Origin of the sequence: Alkalihalophilus sp. As8PL (genome assembly GCF_040939795.1) — a bacterium.
Classification (GTDB): Bacteria; Bacillota; Bacilli; order Bacillales; family Bacillaceae_D; genus Alkalihalophilus; species Alkalihalophilus lindianensis.
Window position 1 is genome coordinate 2,149,948 of the sequence record NZ_CP162551.1, and the last position, 25,423, is coordinate 2,175,370.

The window sequence follows — 25,423 nt, forward strand, 5'->3', positions numbered from 1 at the left end:
TTAAAACCATTTAGGAGGCTATGCAAAATGAAAGTAGCAATTGGTTCTGATCACGGTGGAGTAAATATTAAAGAAGAGATCAAACAACAAATGGAAGAAATGGGAATTGCGTTTGAAGATGTAGGTTGCGAATGCGATACATCTGTCGATTACCCGGATTATGCGATTCCAGTTGCTGAAAAAGTAGCAAAAGGTGAGGTTGACCGTGGAATTTTAGTATGTGGAACGGGAATTGGAATGTCGATTGCAGCAAATAAAGTAAAAGGGATTCGTTGTGCTCTTGTACATGATACATTCAGTGCAAAGGCTACGCGTGAGCATAATAACAGTAACGTTCTTGCGATGGGAGAGCGTGTAATCGGGGCAGGTCTTGCCCGGGAAATAGCGAAAATCTGGCTTGAAACCGAATATGAAGGTGGACGTCACGAGCGTCGTGTAAGTAAAATTACTGAATACGAAGCATAAAAGGAGTGGCCAATTGATGGCTGTACACAAAGAAGACATTGTAAGTCAACTCACTCAAGTACTGAATGATCTGCAAGCGATGATGCCATTAACCCACGAACATTTGTTGGTAATAGGGACAAGCACCAGTGAAGTTGCCGGAGAGCATATTGGATCAAATGGATCGCGTGAAATTGCTGATGCCCTTTATCAAGCTCTATCGCAATTTCAAAAAGAAACAGGGGCTCAACTTGCTTTTCAATGTTGTGAGCACTTAAACCGGGCGCTTGTTTTGGAAAGAGCTGCAGCCCGTGAACGAGGTTATGAGCCAGTTTCAGCGATTCCTGTTCGTGCAGCAGGAGGGGCGATGGCCACGCATGCTTATGCTAAAATGGATCATCCTGTTTTAGTCGAGTCAATTAAAGCTGATGCGGGCATTGATATTGGAGATACCTTTATCGGCATGCATTTAAAAGAAGTGGCCGTGCCGATTCGTAGCCAGGTTAAAGAAATTGGACATGCTCATGTAACAGTGGCGAAAACGAGACCTAAATTGATAGGTGGGATTAGAGCGAACTATGCTGTTACGGAAGAACATGAATAATCGGAACTATTTTTAATGAATAGTACGGATTTTAGATCGTTCTTATGTTAGAATGGAATTGAATTTAACATTTGAATCCTAAAAACCGAATGAGTAGGAACTGAAAGGGGAATGAGGATGGAGACATTAAAGAAGCAAGACCAAAAAGTATTTGAGGCGATTGAGCTTGAATTGGGTCGTCAGCGCGACAAAATTGAATTAATCGCATCCGAGAACTTCGTAAGTGAAGCGGTTATGGAAGCGCAAGGATCTGTTTTAACAAACAAATATGCAGAGGGATACCCTGGACGCCGTTACTATGGTGGATGTGAGTATGTTGATATCGTAGAAGACATTGCGCGTGATCGTGCGAAAGAGATCTTTGGTGCAGAGTATGTGAATGTACAACCTCACTCTGGTGCACAAGCGAATATGGCTGTTTATTTCACAATTCTTGAGCAAGGTGACACAGTACTTGGTATGAACCTTTCTCATGGTGGTCACTTAACTCACGGAAGTCCTGTTAACTTCAGTGGAGTGCAGTACAACTTTGTTGAGTATGGTGTAGATGAGAACACGCAACGTGTCGATTATGACGTGGTCCGTGAATTAGCAAAGGAGCATAAGCCAAAATTAATTGTAGCTGGTGCAAGTGCTTATCCGCGTGAGCTTGATTTTGAGAAGTTCCGTGAAATTGCTGATGAAGTTGGCGCATATTTAATGGTTGATATGGCTCATATTGCAGGTCTTGTAGCTACAGGATTACATCCAAACCCGGTTCCTCATGCTCACTTTGTAACAACAACTACTCATAAAACATTACGTGGACCACGTGGTGGAATGATTCTTTGTAAAGAAGAATTCGGTAAAAAAATTGATAAGTCTATCTTCCCTGGAATTCAAGGTGGCCCGCTGATGCATGTTATTTCTGCAAAGGCTGTTGCATTTGGTGAAGCATTATCACCTGATTTTAAAAAATACGGTGAGGCAGTTATCTCAAATGCGAAGCGCTTAGGTGAAAAGCTAGTAAGTGAAGGAGTAAACCTTGTATCAGGCGGAACAGACAATCACTTGCTCCTTTTAGACTTACGTTCGCTTAACCTTACAGGAAAAGTAGCTGAGAAAGCTCTTGATGAAGTAGGGATTACAACGAATAAAAATACAATTCCATTTGACCCAGAAAGCCCATTTGTAACAAGTGGTATCCGTATCGGAACAGCAGCTGTTACATCTCGTGGTCTTGATGGAGAGGCGATGGATGAGATTGGAGCGTTAATTGCATTAACGCTGAAAAACGTTGAGGACGAGGCGAAGCTTGAGGAAGTTCGTGAACGTGTCGCGGCTTTAACAGCTAAATTCCCAATGTATCCAAATCTATAAAAATAAGAAGGCCCATTCTAGTTTGACACTAGGATGGGCTTTTTCGTATTTGAATTTTCGAGCAAACATTTAAATATACTACACTTTTAATTATTTGACCATAGGCGATAGTCAAAATAATGGGTTATATTTCCTTTTTGTTGGGCGGATTATAAAATTTTTTTAAAGCTCCTTTTGAAATGATGGTATGGTAGAAAGTGGGTTTGTTTACCAGAATAAATGTTCATTTCAACGAGAAATGTCGACTAGTTGTGCCTATTCGCAAAAAAATCATTGAAATATCTTGAACAGGGTTGAATGGGTGCCGCTTTTTGGGTAGAATTTTCAAGGAGTAAAAGATGGACAATAATCGACAAGAGGGAGTAGCAACCACAAGTTGCATCAAGATCTCTTTTGTTCGCATAAAAAAGGAGTCGAAGCTGATGAGTAAGGTGTTTGTATTTGATCATCCGTTAATTCAACACAAATTGACGTATATTCGTGACAAAAATACGGGAACGAAAGAATTTCGTGAGCTAGTTGATGAGGTTGCTGCATTGATGGCCTTTGAAATTACACGTGATCTTCCGTTGAAAGATGTTGAAATTGAAACACCGGTTGGACCAGCGCAATCAAAGACAATTGCAGGTAAAAAGCTAGGCCTTGTGCCAATTTTACGTGCGGGTCTTGGAATGGTTGATGGTATTCTTCAGATGATTCCAGCTGCGAAAGTGGGGCATGTTGGTTTATATCGTGACCCAGAAACATTAAAGCCAGTAGAATATTACGTGAAACTTCCAACGGATGTAAATGAGCGGGAATTTATCGTAATTGATCCAATGCTTGCAACTGGTGGATCGGCCGTAGAAGCAATTAACAGCTTGAAAAAACGTGGCGCAAAGACGATTAAGTTAATGTGTCTAGTGGCTGCACCAGAAGGCGTTGAAGTGGTGAAAGAAGAGCATCCAGATGTTGATATTTACCTTGCGGCGCTTGATGAAAAACTGAACGAAAAAGGTTACATCGTACCTGGACTAGGTGATGCGGGTGACCGTTTATTTGGAACGAAATAAGGAACGAAATTTTAAGACCTGAATGCTACGTGCACTCAGGTCTTTTTCGCGTCTTTCATACATGAATTTCCGTAAAATCACTCATACTACATATACGCAAAAAAGTTGGGAGGAGATCGGTTTGCGTTTTATGAGCTGGTTATGCTGCTTGGTGCTGCTGCTATCAGTGGTCCCGTCGGTAAACGCTATGTCATCAGTGTTTCCGGAACGACCGCCGAGTGCGGAGCAACCAGCCGAGGACGAATGGGAGACAACTGTTGTCATTGTTACGGTTAAAGAAGATGTCGATGAGGCAGTCAAAGAAGTAATGGCGCAAGTGCCTTCTGGTAAAGTGCGTAAAACATTTAAACGAATCTATAATGGATTTTCAATAGAGCTCAAAAAAGGTGAGCTTAATCTTTTAAAGAATGTCGAGTCGGTGGAGCGTGTTGATCACCTGGCAAGTTATGAGACGAATCTAGATGGGAGTGTTCCGTTTATTGGAGGCGACCATGTAAGAGGGATGTTCAACCGGGACGGGGAGCGCTTAACGGGTAAGGGAATCAAAGTGGCTGTTATTGATACAGGGATTGATTATCGCCACCCTGATTTGCAAGGAAATTACAAAGGTGGATATGATGTCGTTGATTATGATGATGATCCAATGGAGACGCAAAGTAATCAAGGCGTTCCAACCTTACATGGCACACATGTTGCTGGCATCATAGCAGCAAATGGTCAGGTGAAAGGAGTAGCGCCTGATGCGGAGATTTATGCCTATCGCGCGCTTGGACCTGGTGGGCAAGGAACGACAGAGCAAGTAATTGAGGCGATTGAAAAAGCGGTAGAAGATGGAGTCGATGTCTTAAATTTATCGCTTGGAAATACGGTCAATGGCCCAGACTGGCCAACGAGCGTGGCGCTTGACCATGCGGTGGAAGAAGGGGTAGTAGCAGTTACTTCTAATGGTAATAGTGGACCAAAGATGTGGACGGTCGGTTCTCCTGGTACCTCGACAAAGGCGATATCAGTGGGCGCATCGGCCCCTCCGATAAAAACGCCATATGCAACAGTGTTTGGCGACGATACGGAGCTAACGTTGTTTCCAATGGGAGGAACAATGCCTTGGGCGCTTAAGCGAGACTTTCCAATCGTGGATGGAGGTCTTGGTACAAAAGAGGATTTAGCTGAGCTTGAGGTAGAGGGGAATGTGCTTATTGTAAAAAGGGGGCTCATTCCATTTACCGAAAAAGCGCATAATGCCAAAGCCGCCGGTGCAAAAGCGATGATTATCTACAACAACTTACCAGGAGCGTTTGTGGGAGTGGTTGAAGGTGGTGTCAAGTTACCTGTGGTTAGTGTCACTAAGGAAGACGGGGACTGGCTTCTTAATAAATTGAAAGAGGCACATGATGATTTATCTCTTAGGACTATTTATAGAGAGGAAGAAGACTTTATCGCACCATTTAGCTCGCGGGGGCCGGTTACGCAAACATGGGAAGTAAAGCCTGACCTTGTTGCTCCAGGAGTATCGATTGATAGTACAGTGCCAAAAGGATATCTTGGGTTAAACGGCACAAGTATGTCAGCTCCGCATGTTGCAGGTGCTGCAGCTCTTCTTAAACAAGCTCATCCTGAGTGGTCGCCTGAACAAATTAAAGCGGCTTTAATGAATTCGGCTAAAAAACTTACATCACCTGAGGGTGAGAGGTATTTGCCACATGAACAAGGGGCGGGTAGACTTCAGGTTGATAAAGCCCTTGAATTAAAGACGCTTGTCTATCCAGGGGCTGTGACATTTGGGAAGTGGACGCGTGAAGATCCGAGAGAGAAACGAGAAGTTACTTTGACCATTGAAAATCACGATCGTGTTGCGAGGACGTATCATGTCACGCCGCCTTTTGAAGCACCTGACGGATTGCAGTGGGAGGTCCCGTTTGCTACAACGCTTAACCCGGGCGAGAAGCGTGAAGTAGTAGTGGAGCTCGATATGCTGCCGTCTGTTTTAGCAGAAGGTATTCATCACGGTGACATCTTAATCGAGGGAGGACGAGAGACGATCTCTGTTCCTTATGTTTTCTTTATTGAAGAGCCAGATTACCCGCGTTTGATGGCATTCAATTTTGGACAAGGAGATGAGAAAGATACGTATCGATATGAGTTGTATTTGCCTGGTGGAGCGGAAGAGTTTGGAATTGTCTTGTATGATCCTGACACATTTGAATTTGTCACCTTTTTAGACAGCAAAAAAGATATAGGTCGCGGCATGGTAGAAGGTACACTGGAAGACATTGATCTCTCAGATGGTGTCTATAAAGCCTTAATTTATGCAGTGAATGATGGGCAAGAGGATACCATTGAGGCGTGGATTACAATTGGAGAAGAACTTCCTCCGAAAAGTCAAGGGTTTGAGTAAGAAGAGTGCGTGCACTCTTCTTTTTTTAGTGGGGGAGGGGAGTCGGACGATAAACGACATTTCCTTACATTTTCTACAAATATTCGTGCATAACCCTTCCTACCCATTACTAAATTACTTGTCCCATTTTCTTACTCAAACATGTATAAAACCCTCTAAAAATGTGGAATATGACAGAAGTGTGAACAAAGGAAGATATCGACAAATCTCTTTTTTTTTAGTCGGAAAACACATTGACACATACTTTTGGCTATTGTACGATTACAAAGGATATGATGATAAGGTTTACATACGAAAAGTGAAAAGGTTCAAAAAGCTCTGGAAAAGCTTGAGGGGAGCGGTGTTCATGTCTACTGGAAAACGCAACCCATGGCGCGCGATGGCGCTTGTTTCAATCATCTCATCCTATGTCGTAGGAGGAGTAGTTGCAGGTGTGTTTACCGGGTTATGGCTTGGGAATCAATTTGGTGCTAAACCAGTTTTCCTCATAGTATCTATCCTCATTGGTTTGGGCGTAGGTTTTTATGGCGTAATGAAGACAATTGAACCGTTCTTAGGAGACGATGAGTAATATGACTTCACTAGAAGGAAAAATGAGACAACAAACGATCATTACTAGTATTTTACTGGTCTTGTTTCTCATAGGTTACCTCGTCACCCCGTTCAGCGAGCAATTCCTCGGCCTACTTTTAGGTCTTTCCGTTAGTTTTCTTAATCTTTGGACAACCTATCGCAAGGCACAAGTCGTTGGAATGGTTGCCGACAGAAGAAGAAAACAATCATTTCTTCCATTTATCCTTGCAGGGTTCGGTTTTGGAATTCGCATTATTCTGACGATTTCTGCGGTTTATTTGGCCCTTATCTATCCAGATAAGTTAGATGTTATTTCAGTCATTGCAGGGCTTGCCCTGATCTATGTCATTATTATCCTTGATATGCTAGTTCAATTTGTGAGAAAGAGGTGAACTCAATATGAATGATCATGTAGCGCCTATACGAGAGTTTATGGGGCTGAGCTTCAACATGTCCACGGTGCTAATGACCACAGTGGCGTGTCTGATTGTGTTCTTGATCTGTTTTATCGGAACAAGGCGTCTCGCTATGCGTCCTTCTGGAATGCAAAACTTTCTAGAGTGGGCAATTGATTTCGTCCGTGGAATCGTTAAAGCGAACATGGGCTGGAAGGTCGGTGGACAATTCATTGCACTCGCCTTCACCTTACTATTTTATGTGTTCGTTGCAAACATGCTCGGGTTACCATTTGAGCTATACAACCCGAATACGCACGAAGTATGGTGGAAATCACCAACATCTGATCCAGTCTTAACCTTGACAATGGCGGTGTTAGTCGTAGGGCTGACTCACTATTATGGGATTAAGATTCGCGGAGTTGGCGAATACATGAAAGATTATATCCGTCCTGTACCATTTCTATTACCATTTAAAATTATTGAGGAGTTTGCTAACACGTTAACTCTTGGTATGCGTCTATTTGGTAACGTATATGCAAAAGAAATCTTAATGATTTTACTTGTAGGTTTAGGGACATCAGGTTTACTTGGAATGTTTGGGGCATTCTTGCCGCTGATTGTGTGGCAAGCATTTGGTATGTTTATCGGTGCGATCCAAGCGTACATTTTTGCCATGCTAGCGATGGTTTACATGGCACACAAAGTAGAAAGTCACTAATTTTGGAACAACGCTTTGGACAGGCTAGCTTAGTGCTTTTAGGTTGGACAAGGCAATTAAATAAAAACTATTAAGTATACAATAGGGAGGAAATTTATCATGTCATTATTAGGCGCTGCAATTGCAGCAGGTTTAGCAGCGGTTGGTGGATCAATCGCAGTAGCAATTATCGTAAAAGCAACACTTGAGGGCGTAACGCGTCAACCAGAACTTCGTGGTACACTTCAAACTCTAATGTTTATCGGGGTTCCTCTTGCTGAGGCCGTGCCGATTATCGCGATCGTTATCTCTTTCTTATTACTATTCTCATAATAAGATACGCACGAACAGTATTTTCATTGTGCATAAAAATGGCGACAGTGTTCTGTTTGAACCTGCGCCATTCCTTATGTACGACTAACAGATTAGCCACAATCATCCATTTATAAGGATGCCGAAATACGTTTTTAGTTATTATTTTTCACGTCCAAGAAAGGAGTGAATCCACGTGGGTTTCGATAATATTAACTGGGGATCAGCCATTTATCAACTTATCGCATTCTCAACGCTTTTATTCTTCCTTAGTAAGTTTGCCCTTAAGCCACTTATGGGAATCATGGAAAAGCGTGAGCAGATCATCAATGATCAAATTGATACTGCAGAGAAGAACCGTAAAGAATCTGAAGCATTTATCGCTGAACAACGCGCAGAGCTTGAGCGCGCACGTACAGAAGCTAATGAAATTATTCAAAATGCGAAAAAACTTAGTGAGCAACAAGGTCAAGATATCGTAAAAGCAGCACGTGACGATGCGGAGCGTATTAAGGAATCAGCTGTAGCTGAGATCCAACGCGAGAAGGAACAAGCAGTTACTGCCCTTCGTGAGCAAGTTGCGAGTCTATCTGTGTTAATTGCAACGAAAGTGATTGAAAAAGAACTTGATGCAAAAGAACAAGAAAAGCTTGTACAAGAGTATCTTAAAGAGGTAGGCGAGGAGCTATGAGCAACCAAGCAGTAGCAAATCGTTACGCATATGCCCTTTTTCAGCTTGCAGAAGAAAAAGGCATTCTAAATGAAGTTGCACAAGAAATGGAGCTTGTAAAGGAAGTAGTTAACTCAACTCCTGAATTCTTACAATTTCTTGGGCACCCGAAAGTGACGGCAGATAAGAAGCGTGCGTTCATTGAAACAAGCTTCAAAGGGTCGTTAAGCGAAACAAGCCTTCACACGTTACATCTATTAGTAGAAAACAAACGTATTGATAGTCTTGTGGATATGATTAATTCATTTAAAGGCATGTCTTATGAAGCACAAAACATGGCTGAGGCAATCGTATACTCTGCAAAACCACTAACTGGTGAAGAACAAGCGCAAATCGCAGAAATCTTCGGCAAAAAAGTAAACAAGGCAAAACTTCTTGTGACAAATGTGGTAAATAAAGACCTTATTGGCGGACTCAAGATTCGTATCGGAGACCGCATTTATGACGGCAGTGTAAAATCACAGCTAGATCGCTTAGAGCGTCAGCTTATTGCCGGTACACGTTAGTAGAAGATAGGGGTGAATGATATGAGCATCAAACCAGAGGAAATTAGCTCTCTTATAAAGCAACAGATTGAAAGCTTTCAGTCTGATGTTCAAGTTCAAGATGTAGGTACGGTTATCCGTGTTGGTGATGGTATCGCGCTTGCTCATGGCTTAGAGAATGTCATGGCTGGTGAGCTTCTTGAATTCTCAAACGGGGTAATGGGGATGGCTCAGAACCTTGAGGAGAATAACATCGGGATTATCATTCTAGGACCATACACAGACATTCGTGAAGGTGACGAAGTTAAACGTACTGGTCGTATTATGGAAGTTCCAGTTGGAGAAGAAATATTAGGTCGCGTTGTGAACCCACTTGGTCAACCAATTGATGGTCTTGGCCCAATCGCAACGACTAAATCTCGTCCAATTGAAAGCCCAGCACCTGGTGTTATGGATCGTAAATCGGTACATGAGCCACTTCAAACGGGTATTAAATCAATCGATACAATGATTCCTATTGGTCGTGGTCAACGTGAGTTAATCATCGGTGACCGTCAAACGGGTAAAACGGCAATCGCAATCGATACGATTTTAAACCAAAAAGACGAAGATATGATTTGTATCTATGTCGCAATCGGTCAAAAGGATTCTACGGTTGCAGGAGTTGTTGAAACACTTCGTCAACGTGGAGCACTTGATTACACAATCGTTGTATCTGCAAGTGCATCTGACCCAGCACCAATGCTATTCTTAGCACCATATGCAGGCGTAACAATGGGTGAAGAATTCATGTATAACGGCAAGCACGTTCTTGTGATCTATGATGATCTTACAAAACAAGCTTCTGCATACCGTGAACTTTCTCTATTACTTCGTCGTCCTCCAGGTCGTGAGGCATTCCCAGGGGATGTATTCTACCTACACTCTCGTTTACTTGAGCGTGCAGCGAAGCTTAGTGATGCTAAAGGTGGCGGTTCAATCACTGCACTACCTTTCATCGAAACGCAAGCTGGTGACGTATCAGCTTATATCCCAACAAACGTTATCTCAATCACAGACGGACAAATCTTCCTTCAATCTGACTTATTCTATTCAGGTATTCGTCCAGCCGTTAATGCCGGTTTATCGGTATCACGTGTAGGGGGATCTGCACAGATTAAAGCGATGAAGAAAGTTTCAGGTACACTACGTCTTGACCTTGCAGCGTACCGTGAGCTAGAAGCATTTGCTCAGTTTGGATCTGACCTTGATAAAGCAACTCAAGCGAAATTAAACCGTGGTCAACGTACAGTTGAAGTTCTTAAGCAAGATCTTCATAACCCACTACCAGTTGAGAAGCAAGTTGCAATCATCTATGCTCTTACAAAAGGCTTCATGGATGATATCCCAGTTGAAGACGTACTACGTTTTGAGTCTGAGCTCTTCACGTTCTTAGACCACAACAAGAAAGATCTACTTGATCATATTCGCACAACTGGAAACCTTCCTGAAGATAGCGAATTTAAAGCAGCGATTGATGAGTTCAAGAAGGGCTTTAGTGCAAGTAAGTAAGGCTAGTGGTTGGTAAGTGGACGGAAGGTAGGTTCCAATAAACCTTTTCTAGAGAGAGTGACTTGTGAATCTCCTTGCGTTCTAACCAAACACCTCACGAACCAGTTTTTGCGAAAAGGTGGTGAATCGAATGGCTTCATTACGTGATATTCAGGGACGAATTACATCTACCAAAAAGACGAAACAAATCACAAAAGCGATGCAAATGGTTTCAGCTGCTAAGCTAAACCGTGCTCAAAACAACGCGCAATCTTTCCAACCTTATACAGAAAAGATTCGTGAAGTAGTAGCGGCAATCGCATCTTCAGGCACAGAGATCTCGCATCCAATGCTAGAAGAACGTCCTGTTAAAAAGACAGGATACATTGTGATTACGTCTGATAAAGGGTTAGCTGGTGGTTACAACGCTAGCTTAGTTCGTTCTCTATTAAACACGATCAAAGCACGTCATAAATCTCCTGATGAGTACGGAATTATCATCATGGGACGTATCGGACGTGATTTATTTAAAAAGCGTGGCCTTCCTATTATTCAGGAAGTAGTTGGCTTACCGGATCAACCAGAATTCAATGACATTAAAAACATTGCGCGTACATCTGTTGAAATGTTTGCTGATGGTATTTTCGATGAGTTGTATGTTTGGTACAACCACTTCGTAAGTCCAATCACACAAGATGTAACGGAAATGAAGCTCCTACCGCTTACAAATATCGGTGATGAGAAAGCTGCTACAACGGCAAGTGCTTCTTATGAGTACGAGCCAGATGAGCAAGCTATCCTTGAGAAGCTCCTTCCACAATATGCGGAGAGCTTAATCTTTGGATCATTACTTGATGCTAAAGCGAGTGAATTCGGTGCGCGTATGACAGCGATGAGTGCGGCAACTGATAACGCATCTGCTCTAATTGATGAGCTTACGCTTAAGTTTAACCGTGCGCGTCAAGCGGCGATTACCCAGGAAATTACGGAAATTGTCGGCGGTGCAGCAGCACTAGAATAGATTTTATCAACCATACAAATACCCTGAAAAAATTGGCTAAGAGCCATTAGGAGGGACGGAATAACTATGAATACAGGTCACATTACTCAAGTAATGGGTCCGGTTGTTGACGTAAAGTTCAAGAGCGGACAATTACCTAAAATCAACAACGCATTAAAAGTAGAACAAAAAGGTTCTGACAAAAATGCGGTTGATGTTACAGTTACACTTGAAGTTGCATTGCACCTTGGTGATGATTCAGTTCGTACCGTTGCAATGGGTTCAACAGACGGCCTTGTACGTGGTACAGAGGCATTTGATACAGGCACACCAATCACTGTTCCTGTTGGGGAAGCGACACTTGGTCGTGTATTCAACGTATTAGGAGAAGCAATTGACTTAGATGAGCCAGTTGCTGCAGATGTGAAGCGTGACCCAATCCACCGTCAAGCTCCTAAATTTGAAGAGCTTTCAACATCTACTGAAATCCTAGAAACAGGAATTAAAGTAGTAGACTTATTAGCACCTTACATCAAAGGTGGTAAGATCGGTCTATTCGGTGGTGCCGGTGTAGGTAAAACAGTTCTTATCCAAGAACTTATCAACAACATTGCTCAAGAGCACGGCGGTATCTCTGTATTCGCTGGTGTAGGTGAGCGTACTCGTGAAGGAAATGACCTTTACCACGAGATGACTGATTCTGGCGTTATCAAGAAGACTGCCATGGTATTTGGTCAAATGAATGAGCCACCTGGTGCGCGTATGCGTGTAGCTCTTTCTGGTTTGACAATGGCAGAACACTTCCGTGATCGCGATGGTCAGGATGTACTTCTGTTCGTTGATAACATCTTCCGTTTCACACAAGCAGGTTCTGAGGTATCAGCCCTACTAGGACGTATGCCTTCAGCCGTTGGTTACCAACCAACACTTGCTACAGAGATGGGTCAGCTTCAAGAGCGTATTACATCAACTAAAGTTGGTTCGGTTACATCAATCCAAGCGATCTATGTACCAGCCGATGACTATACGGATCCAGCTCCAGCGACTACGTTCGCTCACTTGGATGCCACTACAAACTTAGAGCGTAAATTGTCTGAGATGGGTATTTACCCTGCGGTAGATCCACTTGCATCAACATCCCGTGCACTTTCTCCTGAAATCGTTGGAGATGAGCACTACAGTGTTGCACGTCAAGTTCAACAAACGCTTCAAAAGTATAAAGAGCTTCAAGATATTATCGCAATCCTAGGTATGGACGAGCTTTCTGAGGAAGATAAGCTTGTTGTACACCGTGCGCGTCGTATCCAGTTCTTCTTATCTCAAAACTTCCACGTTGCTGAGCAGTTCACTGGTCAGAAGGGTTCTTACGTGCCAGTTAAAGAGACAATCAAAGGATTCAGAGAAATCCTTGATGGTAAACATGATGACCTTCCTGAAGATGCATTCCGTCTTGTTGGACGCATTGAAGAAGTTATCGAAAAAGGAAAACAAATGGCGTAATTCACGCATCGCATAAACTAAAGCGGGGGCACTAGCGAATGCTAGTGCACTCGTTTATGCATAAACTAAACCCCGTGATGCTACTCGAGGAGGGTTTTCACATGTCGACGATTCGTGTAAATGTAGTTACTCCTGATGGCAAAGTGTATGATGGTGATGTGGATATGGTAGTTGTTCGCACAATTGAGGGCGAACTTGGTATCTTGCCAAAACATATTCCGTTAGTTGCTCCTTTAACAGTTGGAGCTGTACGCTTGAAAAAAGGCAACTCTGAAGAAAAAGTTGCAGTTAGTGGCGGTTTCGTTGAAGTTCGCCCTGACCAAGTAACGATTTTAGCTGAGGCTGCTGAATTACCATCAGCGATTGATGTAGAGCGTGCGCGTGCTGCAAAAGAACGTGCAGAAGATCGTGTTAACTCTACGAAGAAAGATGCTATTGACTTCAAACGTGCTGAGCTTGCTCTTAAGAAAGCGATCAACCGTCTTGATGTCTCTGGTAAATAAGTAAAAACGAAGCAGGGTGAGCGTGATGCTCATCTTGCTTTTTTTTTGTTAATCCATCCCTAATTGTCCCACCAACTTTTTTGTTTCTTTAAAAGTAAACTTCCACAAATCCGGCAGCATTTCAAATTAAATATCCACTTCGTTATGAGAATATTTTCCATATAACTGAACTATGATAGAAGAGTGTGCAGCATCTGTGTAAATAGTCATGATTTAGATGACAAAGATGTCAAAAGATAGGTCCGTACCACTATAAAATTATTGAAAGATCACTATAGATTTTTTAGTGGAAATCCGTTAAGATGAAAAATGGATTGCTTTATACTTGACTTCTCTTTTTCGAAAGCAATCGACAAATTTCTACTAAATCGGTAACAACGAAAGAAGGATTGGAACTGGGGGTTACATAGTGTTTGAAGGCTTGGGTCAGCAAGCATTAATTCACCTATTCGTAAATGTAATGTTTTTGGCGATTACATGGTGGGCATTGCAAGCATTTAAGTTTGATTTATTTGTCAAAGAACCGAATAGCCCAAAGGCAAAAGCATTGATGATCTTAGTCACCATTGCCATAGCTCAGTTAGTCAGTAGCTTTTTTCTGGATTATTACAATGCTTCAACGATGTTACGGTATTTGTGGTAAAGGAAGTTTATGTCGGTTAATGACTACAACTTCCATGTATGCTTTTACTCCTCAAGGTAAAAATGGTAGTAATCAGCTTTATTTGGGGGAGTGAGTCTTATGAACATGGTACGAACTATATTTTTTGGTTTCATTTTCATAATTCTGGGGTACAGTTATTTGCAGGCAACAATAAGTCACGCTCATAACAACAACTTAAGTGAAATTGAATCTATTCTAGAACTAGCACATCACGAAGAATTAATCGTTCAAGAGTGGCAGTTGCGAATGAGAGAGGGACAAGGTCAGATAAAAGGCCAAGACGCCTTCTTGCAACATGTACATAATTTGAACAACCAATTCACTGATTGGGATGTGAGTGACGTACACATGTCTGAGGCAGAGTGGTCAGTCTCGGCAACTCGTTCATTAAACCAGGACGATAGCTTTGAAAGACTTAGTATCTATGCATACGAACAAAATGGATCCTATGAAATCATCCACACTTATGAACTGAATGGAACATCCACACAAGCGCTTGGTGAGAGAGAACTACACGAATTACTTGAAGAGAGAAGAACTTTATTTTCCCTGCAAGACTCGCCTGTTTACTCCCAAGTAACATCTGTGCGAGCGGAAGATTCTGAATACGTGGAACCTTCTCTGATGGAGCAAGCGAGAGCGATGATATCAACTCTCGGTGCTAAGGAGATTGAATCACTGAATGAAGAAACGTTTGTCTCGGTTTCTGCATACAATGATGTATGGACAGATGCCATTGTCACAAATGGTAACAAGATGAACCTGCAAGTTGCATTAAGAAGCGGAGATACAATGGGCACCGGTACAACCGTGACAATAGGAACGCCTATTATTACGACTGAATATTGATGATATAGAATAGACTATAATTTCTAGACGCGGAGGGGAATACGTTGGAAAAAATTATTGTCCGTGGTGGCAATAAGCTAGAAGGCACTGTGAAAGTTGAAGGTGCTAAAAATGCTGTGCTACCCGTAATTGCTGCATCGATTTTAGCTGGAAAAGGCACAAGCCATCTTTATGATGTGCCAGAACTTGCTGATGTATACACGATGAAAGAAGTATTACGTAACTTAAATATTGATGTGGAATATGAAAACAATACATTTAAAGTAAATGCTGAGAAGGCTTTAAAAACAGAAGCACCATTTGAATATGTTCGCAAGATGAGAGCGTCTTTCTTAGTAATGGGTCCTTTACTTGCACGAGTAGGTAAAGCACGCATCGCGCTTCCTGGTGGATGTGCCATTGGTTCACGTCCGATTGACCAACACTTAAAAGGCTTTGAAGCAATGGGAGCAACTGTTGAGATTGGAAATGGCTTTATCGAGGCACGTATTGATGGTAGGTTACAAGGAACGAAGATCTACCTTGACTTCCCAAGTGTAGGTGCTACCGAGAACATCATGATGGCTGCAGCACTTGCAGAAGGTACGACTATCATTGAAAACGTAGCAGAAGAGCCAGAAATCGTTTGTCTTGCGAATTATCTGAATGGAATGGGAGCAAAAGTACGCGGGGCTGGTACAGGAGTCATTCGTATCGAAGGTGTGCCTGAACTGAACGGTGCAGAGCATACAGTCATTGGTGACCGTATTGAAGCTGGAACATTCATGGTTGCAGCGGCAATCACTCGCGGAAATGTACTAGTTGAAGGCGCGATTGCAGAGCACCTTCGTCCATTAATCGCAAAAATGCGTGAAATGGGTGTTGAGATCACAGAAGAGGAAAATGGTTTACGTGTAGTTGGCCCAGAAACACTTAAGGCGATCGACATTAAAACAATGCCTCATCCTGGATTCCCGACAGACATGCAAGCTCAAATGATGGCACTTCTTTTGCACGCAAAAGGAACAAGTGTAATCACTGAAACTGTATTCGAAAATCGTTTCATGCATGTCGAAGAGTTCCGTCGCATGAACTCGAATATTAAAATTGAAGGACGTTCAGCGATCATTTCTGGTCCTAACAATCTTCAAGGGGCAGAAGTAGCTTCAACTGACTTACGTGCAGGTGCAGCTCTAGTTATCGCTGGTCTTGTAGCAGACGGAGTTACACGCGTCACTGAACTTAAGCATATAGATCGCGGATATATTGATCTTGCTGGCAAGCTACAAGCTTTAGGTGCAGACGTTGAACGTGTGAAAGAGCAAGTTGAAGAAGATACAACAACTGAAGAAGCTCCATTACGTGTAAACTCAAACCTTTAATCAAAAGCCCTTTTCGAAGGGCTTTTTGTTTTGCCATTTTTAGTGGTGTGGATGGCGGCACAGCTCAGCTTAGCATTAGCAAAAGCTTCCATTGAGAGGTCGCTGCTGGTCTTGGCTGGTCATTTCGCTCATATATGTTGAGGAAATACGTTGATCGCACATAAAGCTCTGATTGCGCACATAAATGAAGAATTGCGCACATAAGTGGTACTCAGTCGCACATATTCTCAGTATTACGCACATAAGTCGCACCAGCTCGCACATAAGGTATAAAGCTTCCTTACCACTCTTGCCTAAAATGATCCCTTTTATTCTTATATTCTGAATATTACCTTCTTTATTCCTCTTTTTTAAAAAACAGTCATATTTTCCTGATAGGTTCTATATAAATAAGTTATTAACAGGTTGTCCACATATGTGAAAAGAGAAGCTTGCACTTCACTACTCCTCTTTGTAGTCCCATAATATTCTCCATGCGCCTTCTTCATAAGCTACATATACATATTGAATAAACTCGAAATGGCCGTAGGTGCCGCGATAAGACTTCGTTACGATCACTTCATAAGCTTCCATGATCTCTGTGTCATCATACATCTTCCAGTTCTTTAACTTCTTTGGGCGATTCAAATGAAAGTCAAATGTATCCACACCAAAATGATTCATAAACGTGTGGGGGCGATCACTAATGTAGCGATCTCGAGAAAAATGAGCTTTCATCGATGAATGAAACAAATCCCAAGATGAAGAGAACTTTGCGTCTTGTTCTAATGAATAAAATTCATTGACCACTTTCTTAACGTGTCTTGCCTCTGACGGAATAAAGAAAAAGACGATGAGAAAAAAGAGCGCAATAAGCACAATAGCTGGTAAGACAAAAGGTTGAAGTGGGTTTCTTCTCCGTAGCATAGATGACCCTCCTAATAAGCAAAATCCATAGTTGTAATTGATCTCTATTCAAGCATGTACGTATTTAGCACAGCTAGAAAAGAACTTGTTCTACATCGGAGAGGCTACTCATAGAATTAGAAAGAGATCAACGACATAATGGAGGCTTGAATATGAAACGGTTACTCATTATCGCAACAATTCTTTGCACGGTTGTGCTCATCATTCCTACGATGATGGTGTTAATCGGAGATCGATCGACACCAACAGTGATGCCTACGCCAGGCGAACAGCAACCAACCGAATCGACTCAAGTCATCTACGAGCCAGAATCAGATGTAGCGATCCAGGTATTTAGAAGTAAGCAAGAACTCGTTGAAGAGGTACCGCTTGAAGAATACGTAGTTGGAGTGGTTGCTTCTGAGATGCCGGCGACATTTGAGATGGAAGCATTAAAAGCACAAGCATTGACCGCAAGAACCTACATTTTAAGGCAAATGCTAGAGCCAGGGGATGTGGAGCTTCCTGGTGAAGCGATGGTAACCGATACTGTGATGCATCAGGTGTATCAAAGCAAAGACGAGCTGAAAAATAGTTGGGGCAGTGACTACGACGTAAAGTATGCTCGTATTAAAGAGGCGGTTCTAGAAACAAAGGGACAAGTCTTAACGTATGACGGGAAACCGATTACGGCAGCCTTTTTCTCAACGAGTAATGGGTTTACAGAAAACTCTGAGGATTATTGGCCGAATCCGATTCCGTATTTACGTAGTGTAGAGAGTCCATGGGATCAAACTTCTCCACGCTTCACAGCTGAAAAAGTACTCTCTGTTGGGGAAGTAGAGCAGAAGCTTGGGGTCAGCTTACCGAGTGATGGGACGGTAGGGTCGATTGTTGCTCGTACAGATGGTGGACGTGTGGCTAGTGTCAGTGTGGGAGGTAAAGAGTTGAGTGGACGTGAGGTTCGCGACAAGCTGGAGCTTGATTCATCAGACTTTGATTGGAAGCGTCAAGGTGATCAGGTCGTCATTCAGACAAGAGGATGGGGACATGGCGTTGGGATGAGTCAGTACGGAGCAGATGGCATGGCTAAAGAGGGGAAGAGCTACGAGGAGATTGTTCATCACTATTATCAAGGGGTGAGCATCCAGTCGGTAGACACCTATGAATCGAAATTAACGGCAAAAGCGGAATAATAAAGGAGAGAAGACCTGCTGTGGGGGCGGGTCTTTTTGTTGTTATTCGAGAATTATTTTTATTTATTTCTCCAATCTATGCATAACAAAATCCCCTTTGTCGAAAACTAATCTAAAAAAATTTTTAGTTATATGTATATATTTCCATCAATCGGCTCAAACTGGTTGCTGAGGTGATGAGAAATGAGAGAAGAAGAAAATAAACGCTCTTCTAAAAATGAGGAAAATTCATTTGATCTACAAAGCTTCTTAAAGAAGCGCTGGGTGGTTCCCGCAGTTTATCTAGTCGCAGCAGCTGGGGTATTAAGTGCCGTATTATTCATGCAAGGTGGAGATGAATCATCTGCACCAGGTGAAGGAGTCGAGGTTGTAGATCCGTCTCAAGATGGTATGTATGGTGAGGAAGCAGTTGAAGTAACTGCAGCGAATGAAGTGGTGAAAAAGCCTGTTGTGGAAGAAGAAGGAATTGAAGTTGTTGTCCATTACTTTGACGAGGCAGGATCAGCTGAAGAAAAAGAACAAGCTTTAGTATACTACAATAATGAATACCGTCAGAATAAAGGAATTGATTTTGGTCACGTTGAAAATGCAAGCTTTGATGTGGTCGCTGCGCTAAGTGGAACTGTTTTAAAATCAGAAAAAGATGCACTTCTTGGATATGTTGTAGAGGTTGACCATGACAATGGGATTGTTACGCATTACCACAGTTTAGATAAGGTAGACCTTGCAGAAGGTGAAGTCGTGAAACAAGGCGACGTCATTGGTCAAGCAGCACGTAATCTGTATAATCAAGATGCCGGCGTTCACGTTCATTTTGCGATTCGTCAAGACGGAATTGCTGTAAACCCTTCAGATGTATTTGAACAACCAATTGATTCAATCGGTGATGCTGTGAAAAAGCAACAAGAAGCAGCAGAGGCTGAGGAGGAAGCACCAGCAGAAGGTACAGAGCCTGCTGAAGGTGATGGTGAAGACAAGCCTGCCGAAGAGAAGCCAGATGCACTAGGTGATGAAGATGAAGTTGAAGTTGAAACACCAGCTGAAGACGAAGACGGTGCTGAAGATTCAGATGAAGAAGAAAATACTATTGGTTAATTAGTAAGTAAGCGACTCACGCATAGGTGCGTGGGTCGCTTTTAGTGTGTTCGCCCGAATAATCAAGTGATCTCTCCAACGAGCCTCACTCCGGTCCCTTGCGAGTCGCAATTTGTCTATGAATTTTTTTCCAAATAGATTTATTCACTAGCTTGACATATTTCAGAATATTTGAAATAATAAACCTTGTAAAAAGACTGTTATGGAACACCGCTATAAAAAGATGAGGATGTTCCAATTCTTTGAAAGAATTTATGATAACGCTTACATAATGCTGATTTTAACTGTATTAGTACTAAAAAAGACTGACCATCCGGTCTGAGGAAAAAGCTACAGGAATATAGTGAACTAAAGGAGGGTTCTTATGTTATACGTGTTTCTACTTATCACAGCCTTATCGATCTTTTTCGCTTTTAGAATGAAAAAGCCACTAATGCTATCTGTTCCGTTTGCTGCTATTATTGTTTATTTTGTTATTCAAATTGCAATGGTTCCACTGGGCTTTTTCGAGACGGTTCGGTTCATTTTTGATCTAAGGTAGGAGGGTGTTATGGCGAAGCGAAAAAACCAAACACACTCTACAGAAAATCATTGCGAGAAATGTCATCAAGATACACTCACCCACATCCAGATGGGGCAATACTTTTTCTTACTTAGTGCCCTACCCTTTTTAATGGCAATCGTCTTAACTTTCGTTGTTCATCCGGTATTTCTAGCTTTTATCCCACTCGTCGCGTGGATGAATTTTCGAATTGCTAAAAAGAAAACACCTCTTAGACGCTGCACAAATTGTCACCACACCATGACCCCACAAAAACGTACACATCATGCTTAATGAAACGATTTTATTTTAAAAGGGGGGCGATGCCAATCTTTGATGGGCAAGTAGCCGTATAGTGGACGAAAAATCGCAAGCCATTTTATAAGGAGGCGTGAGACTTGAAAAAAATTGATAAAAAAGTAGCCGATGCCTATTTTCGTGCAAGAACGACTCTTGTTATTGTCTGTTTGATCATTGGAGGCCTTGTTTCGTTTGGTGTAGTAGCTTTTGCAGAGTTCTTTAGCACTTTTACTATTATGGGAATGCCCGCTCATTACTACATGGGAGCGCAGGGGGCTGTTGTTACCTTTGTTCTATTATTGTTTGGAAACGCTATTATAAGTGACCAAATTGATAAGAAGTTTGGCATTAATGAAGAAGAGAATGTCAGAGCAAGTGCAGGGAAAGCGCTCGATCACTAAAATATAGACAATCGAACAATAAGGGGGCATCATTGTGGACCAACAGACATTAGTTTCAGTATTAATGATTATGGCAACGTTCGGACTATACATTGGGATTTCGGTCTATAACCGTGCAAAAGCAACATCTGATTTCTACGTAGCAAGCCGCGGCGTTCCACCGTTCTGGAATGGTATGGCGATCGGTGGAGACTGGATGAGTGCTGCATCCTTTATCGGGATGGCTGGTACGGTTATGATTCTAGGTTATGACGGTCTTGCCTATATCATGGGTTGGACTGGTGGTTATTTATTCTTAACTTTCTTACTAGCACCGCAGCTTCGGAAGTACGGTCGCTATACAGTTCCAGAATTCATTGGTGACCGCTTCGATAGTAACACGGCTCGTTTAATTGCCGCGATTGCAACGATTATCATTAGTTTCACATACATCATCGGTCAATTAGCAGGTTCTGGTGTTGTTATTGGTCGTATCTTAAACATCCCCGCGATGTACGGAACGATGATTGGGGTAGTTGTTATCGCGATCTATGCAACACTCGGTGGGATGAAAGGGATCACGTGGACACAGGTGGCTCAATACATCATCTTAATCATTGCCTACATTATTCCGATTGTGTTCATGTCACTTCAGATTACGAGTAATCCATTACCATGGCTTACATATGGAAATATCGTCACCCAATTAGGTGAGCTTGACCGGGAACTTGGGATCTCGGAGTACTTTGCTCCATTTGCCGAAAGTGAAAAGTCACAGTTCATCGCTCTTATGTTTACTTTAATGGTCGGAACAGCTGCGCTTCCACACGTAATTGTGCGTTTTTACACAGTAACAACGATGAAAGCAGCACGTTGGAGTGGTGCGTGGGCGCTTGTCTTTATCGCCTTACTTTACTTATCTGCACCAGCATACGCAGCATTTTCTCGTTTTATCTTAATGACACGTGTAGCAGGTCAACCAATTGATGAATTACCTGCTTGGACGACCACATGGGTTAATACAGGTCTCCTTCAAGTCGCTGACCAAAATGGAGACGGTATTCTTCAGTGGCAAGAAATTGTCATCTCAAATGACATCGTCGTTATGGCAACACCTGAGATTGCTAACCTCGGCGTATTCGTTATTGGTCTTGTTGCAGCCGGTGCGATGGCAGCAGCCTTATCGACTGCCGGTGGTCTATTGATTACCATTTCTTCATCGTTTGCTCATGATATTTACTATCGACTTGTCAATCCAAATGCAAGTGATAAAAAGCGTCTTGCTGCTGGCCGTTGGGCGATTGTCCTTGCAACACTTGTTGCCGGTGTGGTTGCTCTTAATCCGCCAGGGGTTATTACTCAAATCGTTGCGTGGGCGTTTGCACTTGCTGGTGGTACCTTCTTCCCTGTTCTCCTACTAGGTGTATGGTGGAAGCGTGCCAATGCAAAAGGGGCGATTGCTGGGATGCTTGTCGGGTTGTCCGTTACCCTGACATACATTTTATTAGCACGAAGCGGCATCACGATCTTTGGCATTCAAGATACAGGAGCAGGTCTCATCGGGGTACCTATTAACTTTATCGTTACGTATCTCGTTTCTAAAATGACAGCTGCACCATCACAAAAACTACAAGATGAAGTGGTTGACCTACGTTATCCTGAACAAATGACTTACAAAGACGGAGAGGTATGGATGGATGAATCATCAGGTAGATAGCCAAATCATACAAGAGATCCACACTCACCCGCTTTTTGTCGGCATCACAGCCGACGAATTGCGGGAACTCTTAGAAACCTGTGAACTCAAACACTACTCGAAATCTCAGAAAGTGCTCTATTCAAAGACGCCGCGTGAAGGACTTCTGCTCATCCTGAAAGGGGTGGCAGAAGTTTTTGTCAGCGGAGGAGAAGCCAATGCCCAAGAGGTACTAGAAGTTCTTCAACAAGGCGATATGATTGGATTTTCAAGTTTAGCTGATTTTTTAGGCGAAAAAAGTGAAAATCCAGATCAATATGCAGTAGAGGTACGAGCAGTAGAAGAAGCAACATGTCTGCACATTCCCTATCCAGTTATTGAAGCACGCTGGCATGATGATACTGTTCGTGATTTCATGCTCAGGCAAGCATCTATTAGACTACGTGATATCTATCAATCTCTAGCTGAACAAGTGAAGCAAGCAAGCCATTTTGGGGAGAGTGAGCCATTTATTCGCCGCATTCACGATGTGATGACCGAACCTGTTGTTATCGTGGATCAAGATGATGATGTGCAGGACGTGGCGGATACAATGGTCAAACGCGGTACCAGCTCCGTTGTTGTTGTGAATGACGGAGACCAATTAATTGGCATTATCACCGAAAAAGATCTCGTTGCGCGTGTGGTCGCAAATGGAGGCGGACCCGGAATTGTCGCCAAAGAAGTGATGACCGCCAACCCGTTCATCATAGCCGATGATGCCTTTTACTATGAGGCGATGTCGAGCTTTCTGATGAATGGGATTAAGCATTTACCTGTGATGCGCCGTGGCCGTGTCGTCGGTATGGTGACATTATCTGATCTCCTTCGGAAGAAAAACCGAGGCACGATGGAGATTCTGCATACGATTGAAGAGTCCAATTATGAAACGATCGATGCCATGAAGCCCGCCATCTATGACGTGCTTAGTAATTTAATTCAAGATCGAATTCCAACGACTCATCTTTTAAATGTAATAACGAAGCTATACGACCGCCTCGTTCGACATGCGGTACAGCTCGCTGTTCGTGCTTTAGAGGACCGTGGACTAGGAGCTCCGCCTGTAGCCTTCAATTGGTACATGATGGGCAGTGGTGGGCGAGCAGAACAGTTTATGTTAACGGACCAAGATCATTTTCTTGTTTATGCTGATAGTCCGGATGAAAAACGGGAAGAAATCGATGCCTATTTTGCTGAGCTTGGTGCAGAAATTGTTCGTCATCTTGAGCAAGCCGGCTACAAACGTTGCAAAGGGTTAATGATGGCAAGCGAATCGCAATGGCGTGGTTCGCTGAAAAAATGGCAAGAGCGTTTACGTGGCTGGAGCTTACGGTCGACAAATGACAACATCTTGCTTGGCCATAACTTCTTATCCTACCGCATGCTATACGGGGATGCTGAGCTTCATGACCAATTTGTCGATGTCGTGCGTGAGATTTTAACGAAGTCAAAAATCTTTCTCTACCGTATGGCTGAGCAGGAAAAAGAATCACCGGTGCCAACACTTGATCACCCGATTCGTGCATTGTTCCGAATGAAACGGGAATCGATTGATATCAAGATGCATGCACTATTCCCAATGCATCATTGTCTGCAGCTTTTATCAGCACATCACGGAATATTTGAAGGGACACCACTAGAGCGTCTCGATCGATTGGTGGAAAGAGATGTATTTAGTGAGCAAACAGCCGATGAAATTCGTTTTGCTTATGAAGTGGTTCTCTCCATTCGGGTCGATCAAGCATGGCAAAGCTTTAAGTCAGAGACAGAACGAACTAGTAAAGTTCATTTTGCTCATCTCAGAACGAAGGATAAAGAGGAATTAATGATTGCCTTAAAAACGATTCGCAGCTTACAAAACCAGACACTCGGTGCCTTTGGTATGTATTAACCATCATGTGACGACTTGAGGAGGTGTGTGTGATGATGTTTTGGAAAAAACAAAAGCTTGATTATAAATTACAATCAGAGGTGCCATTGAACACAAATATTCGTGATTTAACCTTCACGATATTTGATACCGAGACAACCGGATTTGCGATTAATGGCTCTGATCGTATGATTGAAATTGCTGCGGTTCCGGTAGTGAATTTAGAGGTGCAAGAGCAAACCTTTCAAACCTTTGTCAACCCAGAGCGTGAAATCCCGCAAAAAATAACGGACTTAACCGGTATTACTGAAGAAAAGGTGAAGGATGCTCCAGTCGGTCTTGATGCACTCGAACGGTTCTTTCAATTTAATGAAGACATCAATAGTCACCTTTGGGTCGGTCATTACGTCAGCTTTGATATGATGGTCGTGAAAAAAGAATTGCAACGCAAGCAATACACATTTGAGTCTCCTCTTGTCGTCGATACACTCGACTTGATTGGCTACCTCAATCCGTCACGTGACATGCGCGACTTAGAGGTGTATGCCCTGCAATTTGGCACATTGGTCTATGAGCGTCATCAAGCTCTCGGTGATGCGATGACCACCGCACACCTCTTCTGTGAGCTGATGCGCCACTTAGAGGACAGAGGCAAGACAACACTTGCCGACTTATTGGAAATCGGCACCTCGACCACAAGAGGCGTCGTATTTTAAATGTGAGATGAGAGAACGCGGCCGGATGAGGTCGCGTTTTTTTGAATTGGGGTGGGTTGAGGGTTTTTGTGTGGTGCGGGGTCCGTTCGGTTCAGTGCGGTTCAGTGCGGTGCAGTTCGGTTCACGTTCGCACATATAAACGAGTAAAAGAGGCCACTCGAACATATATTGAAAAAAGCGCACATAAAATCCTGATGCCGCTCATAAAACCTGGATCCCGCACATAACCTAGTCCAGTTCGCACATAAA

General features: G+C 42.8%; 27 protein-coding genes. 26 read left to right on the forward strand and 1 reads right to left on the reverse strand.

Going from position 1 to position 25,423, the window contains the following annotated elements; genetic code table 11:
- The first annotated feature begins 27 nt into the window (after positions 1 to 27).
- From rpiB to murA, 18 genes are all read left to right on the forward strand, one after another.
- Entirely contained in the window at positions 28 to 465 is a 438-nt protein-coding gene (gene rpiB, locus AB3N04_RS12435; protein WP_368503083.1) for a ribose 5-phosphate isomerase B, read from the forward strand.
- A 16-nt stretch (positions 466 to 481) separates the two neighbouring features.
- Entirely contained in the window at positions 482 to 1,048 is a 567-nt protein-coding gene (locus AB3N04_RS12440; RefSeq protein WP_368503084.1) for a TIGR01440 family protein, read from the forward strand.
- 117 nt (positions 1,049 to 1,165) lie between these two features.
- Positions 1,166 to 2,407, forward strand: coding sequence for a serine hydroxymethyltransferase (gene glyA, locus AB3N04_RS12445; protein WP_368503085.1), 1,242 nt, complete (start codon positions 1,166 to 1,168; stop codon positions 2,405 to 2,407).
- 422 nt (positions 2,408 to 2,829) lie between these two features.
- On the forward strand, positions 2,830 to 3,459 hold the full coding sequence (gene upp, locus AB3N04_RS12450; RefSeq protein ID WP_317121741.1) for a uracil phosphoribosyltransferase: 630 nt from the start codon (positions 2,830 to 2,832) through the stop codon (positions 3,457 to 3,459).
- A 130-nt stretch (positions 3,460 to 3,589) separates the two neighbouring features.
- On the forward strand, positions 3,590 to 5,854 hold the full coding sequence (locus tag AB3N04_RS12455) for a S8 family serine peptidase (RefSeq protein WP_368506041.1): 2,265 nt from the start codon (positions 3,590 to 3,592) through the stop codon (positions 5,852 to 5,854).
- 346 nt (positions 5,855 to 6,200) lie between these two features.
- Entirely contained in the window at positions 6,201 to 6,425 is a 225-nt protein-coding gene (locus AB3N04_RS12460; RefSeq protein ID WP_317121740.1) for an AtpZ/AtpI family protein, read from the forward strand.
- Entirely contained in the window at positions 6,418 to 6,819 is a 402-nt protein-coding gene (locus tag AB3N04_RS12465) for an ATP synthase subunit I (RefSeq protein ID WP_241773378.1), read from the forward strand. The genes AB3N04_RS12460 and AB3N04_RS12465 overlap by 8 nt, the downstream gene beginning before the upstream one ends.
- Positions 6,820 to 6,826: 7 nt before the next feature.
- Positions 6,827 to 7,543, forward strand: coding sequence for a F0F1 ATP synthase subunit A (gene atpB, locus AB3N04_RS12470; RefSeq protein WP_047973268.1), 717 nt, complete (start codon positions 6,827 to 6,829; stop codon positions 7,541 to 7,543).
- A gap of 99 nt (positions 7,544 to 7,642) precedes the next feature.
- Entirely contained in the window at positions 7,643 to 7,855 is a 213-nt protein-coding gene (gene atpE, locus AB3N04_RS12475; protein ID WP_022629366.1) for a F0F1 ATP synthase subunit C, read from the forward strand.
- Positions 7,856 to 8,030: 175 nt separating this feature from the next.
- A complete protein-coding gene (atpF, locus tag AB3N04_RS12480; protein ID WP_047973267.1) occupies positions 8,031 to 8,525 on the forward strand; it encodes a F0F1 ATP synthase subunit B in 495 nt (164 codons plus the stop codon).
- The gene (locus tag AB3N04_RS12485) at positions 8,522 to 9,070 is read left to right on the forward strand and encodes a F0F1 ATP synthase subunit delta (RefSeq protein WP_368503086.1); all 549 of its coding nucleotides are present in this window, start codon (positions 8,522 to 8,524) and stop codon (positions 9,068 to 9,070) included. Before atpF ends, AB3N04_RS12485 begins: the two co-directional genes overlap by 4 nt.
- Before the next feature lie 21 nt (positions 9,071 to 9,091).
- Positions 9,092 to 10,600, forward strand: coding sequence for a F0F1 ATP synthase subunit alpha (gene atpA, locus AB3N04_RS12490; protein WP_368503087.1), 1,509 nt, complete (start codon positions 9,092 to 9,094; stop codon positions 10,598 to 10,600).
- A 130-nt stretch (positions 10,601 to 10,730) separates the two neighbouring features.
- On the forward strand, positions 10,731 to 11,600 hold the full coding sequence (locus AB3N04_RS12495; protein WP_317121736.1) for a F0F1 ATP synthase subunit gamma: 870 nt from the start codon (positions 10,731 to 10,733) through the stop codon (positions 11,598 to 11,600).
- 66 nt (positions 11,601 to 11,666) lie between these two features.
- Positions 11,667 to 13,079, forward strand: a complete 1,413-nt coding sequence (gene atpD / locus AB3N04_RS12500) for a F0F1 ATP synthase subunit beta (protein ID WP_368503088.1) — start codon at positions 11,667 to 11,669, stop codon at positions 13,077 to 13,079.
- Positions 13,080 to 13,180: 101 nt separating this feature from the next.
- Positions 13,181 to 13,582, forward strand: coding sequence for a F0F1 ATP synthase subunit epsilon (locus AB3N04_RS12505; protein ID WP_047973156.1), 402 nt, complete (start codon positions 13,181 to 13,183; stop codon positions 13,580 to 13,582).
- Between the two features lie 409 nt (positions 13,583 to 13,991).
- Complete coding sequence (locus AB3N04_RS12510; protein WP_368503089.1) at positions 13,992 to 14,225, forward strand: DUF1146 family protein; 234 nt, start codon at positions 13,992 to 13,994, stop codon at positions 14,223 to 14,225.
- Positions 14,226 to 14,384: 159 nt separating this feature from the next.
- Complete coding sequence (locus tag AB3N04_RS12515; RefSeq protein ID WP_368503090.1) at positions 14,385 to 15,095, forward strand: YwmB family TATA-box binding protein; 711 nt, start codon at positions 14,385 to 14,387, stop codon at positions 15,093 to 15,095.
- A 44-nt stretch (positions 15,096 to 15,139) separates the two neighbouring features.
- Positions 15,140 to 16,456 (forward strand): UDP-N-acetylglucosamine 1-carboxyvinyltransferase, encoded by a 1,317-nt coding sequence (gene murA, locus AB3N04_RS12520; RefSeq protein WP_317121731.1) that lies wholly within the window; start codon positions 15,140 to 15,142, stop codon positions 16,454 to 16,456.
- Positions 16,457 to 16,897: 441 nt separating this feature from the next.
- On the opposite strand, the gene AB3N04_RS12525 is transcribed toward murA, so the two are convergent.
- Positions 16,898 to 17,362 (reverse strand): hypothetical protein, encoded by a 465-nt coding sequence (locus AB3N04_RS12525; protein WP_368503091.1) that lies wholly within the window; start codon positions 17,360 to 17,362, stop codon positions 16,898 to 16,900.
- A gap of 152 nt (positions 17,363 to 17,514) precedes the next feature.
- Between AB3N04_RS12525 and spoIID the strand changes: the two genes are divergently transcribed.
- The 8 genes from spoIID (at position 17,515) to AB3N04_RS12565 (ending at position 25,174) form a co-directional block, all read left to right on the forward strand.
- Positions 17,515 to 18,537 carry a stage II sporulation protein D gene (gene spoIID / locus AB3N04_RS12530; protein ID WP_368503092.1) on the forward strand — a complete coding sequence of 341 codons (1,023 nt, stop codon included), beginning with the start codon at positions 17,515 to 17,517 and terminating at the stop codon, positions 18,535 to 18,537.
- 183 nt (positions 18,538 to 18,720) lie between these two features.
- Positions 18,721 to 19,632 carry a peptidoglycan DD-metalloendopeptidase family protein gene (locus AB3N04_RS12535; protein WP_368503093.1) on the forward strand — a complete coding sequence of 304 codons (912 nt, stop codon included), beginning with the start codon at positions 18,721 to 18,723 and terminating at the stop codon, positions 19,630 to 19,632.
- A gap of 364 nt (positions 19,633 to 19,996) precedes the next feature.
- Positions 19,997 to 20,173 (forward strand): hypothetical protein, encoded by a 177-nt coding sequence (locus AB3N04_RS12540; protein ID WP_047973161.1) that lies wholly within the window; start codon positions 19,997 to 19,999, stop codon positions 20,171 to 20,173.
- A 9-nt stretch (positions 20,174 to 20,182) separates the two neighbouring features.
- Positions 20,183 to 20,467 (forward strand): hypothetical protein, encoded by a 285-nt coding sequence (locus AB3N04_RS12545; RefSeq protein WP_368503094.1) that lies wholly within the window; start codon positions 20,183 to 20,185, stop codon positions 20,465 to 20,467.
- A gap of 104 nt (positions 20,468 to 20,571) precedes the next feature.
- Entirely contained in the window at positions 20,572 to 20,874 is a 303-nt protein-coding gene (locus tag AB3N04_RS12550; protein ID WP_047973421.1) for a DUF4212 domain-containing protein, read from the forward strand.
- A 34-nt stretch (positions 20,875 to 20,908) separates the two neighbouring features.
- Positions 20,909 to 22,570: a sodium:solute symporter family protein gene (locus tag AB3N04_RS12555; RefSeq protein ID WP_317121725.1), complete on the forward strand. Its 1,662-nt coding sequence runs from the start codon at positions 20,909 to 20,911 to the stop codon at positions 22,568 to 22,570.
- Positions 22,551 to 24,479, forward strand: coding sequence for a DUF294 nucleotidyltransferase-like domain-containing protein (locus tag AB3N04_RS12560; protein ID WP_368503095.1), 1,929 nt, complete (start codon positions 22,551 to 22,553; stop codon positions 24,477 to 24,479). Before AB3N04_RS12555 ends, AB3N04_RS12560 begins: the two co-directional genes overlap by 20 nt.
- 32 nt (positions 24,480 to 24,511) lie before the next feature.
- Positions 24,512 to 25,174 (forward strand): PolC-type DNA polymerase III, encoded by a 663-nt coding sequence (locus AB3N04_RS12565; RefSeq protein ID WP_368503096.1) that lies wholly within the window; start codon positions 24,512 to 24,514, stop codon positions 25,172 to 25,174.
- Positions 25,175 to 25,423: the final 249 nt, after the last annotated feature.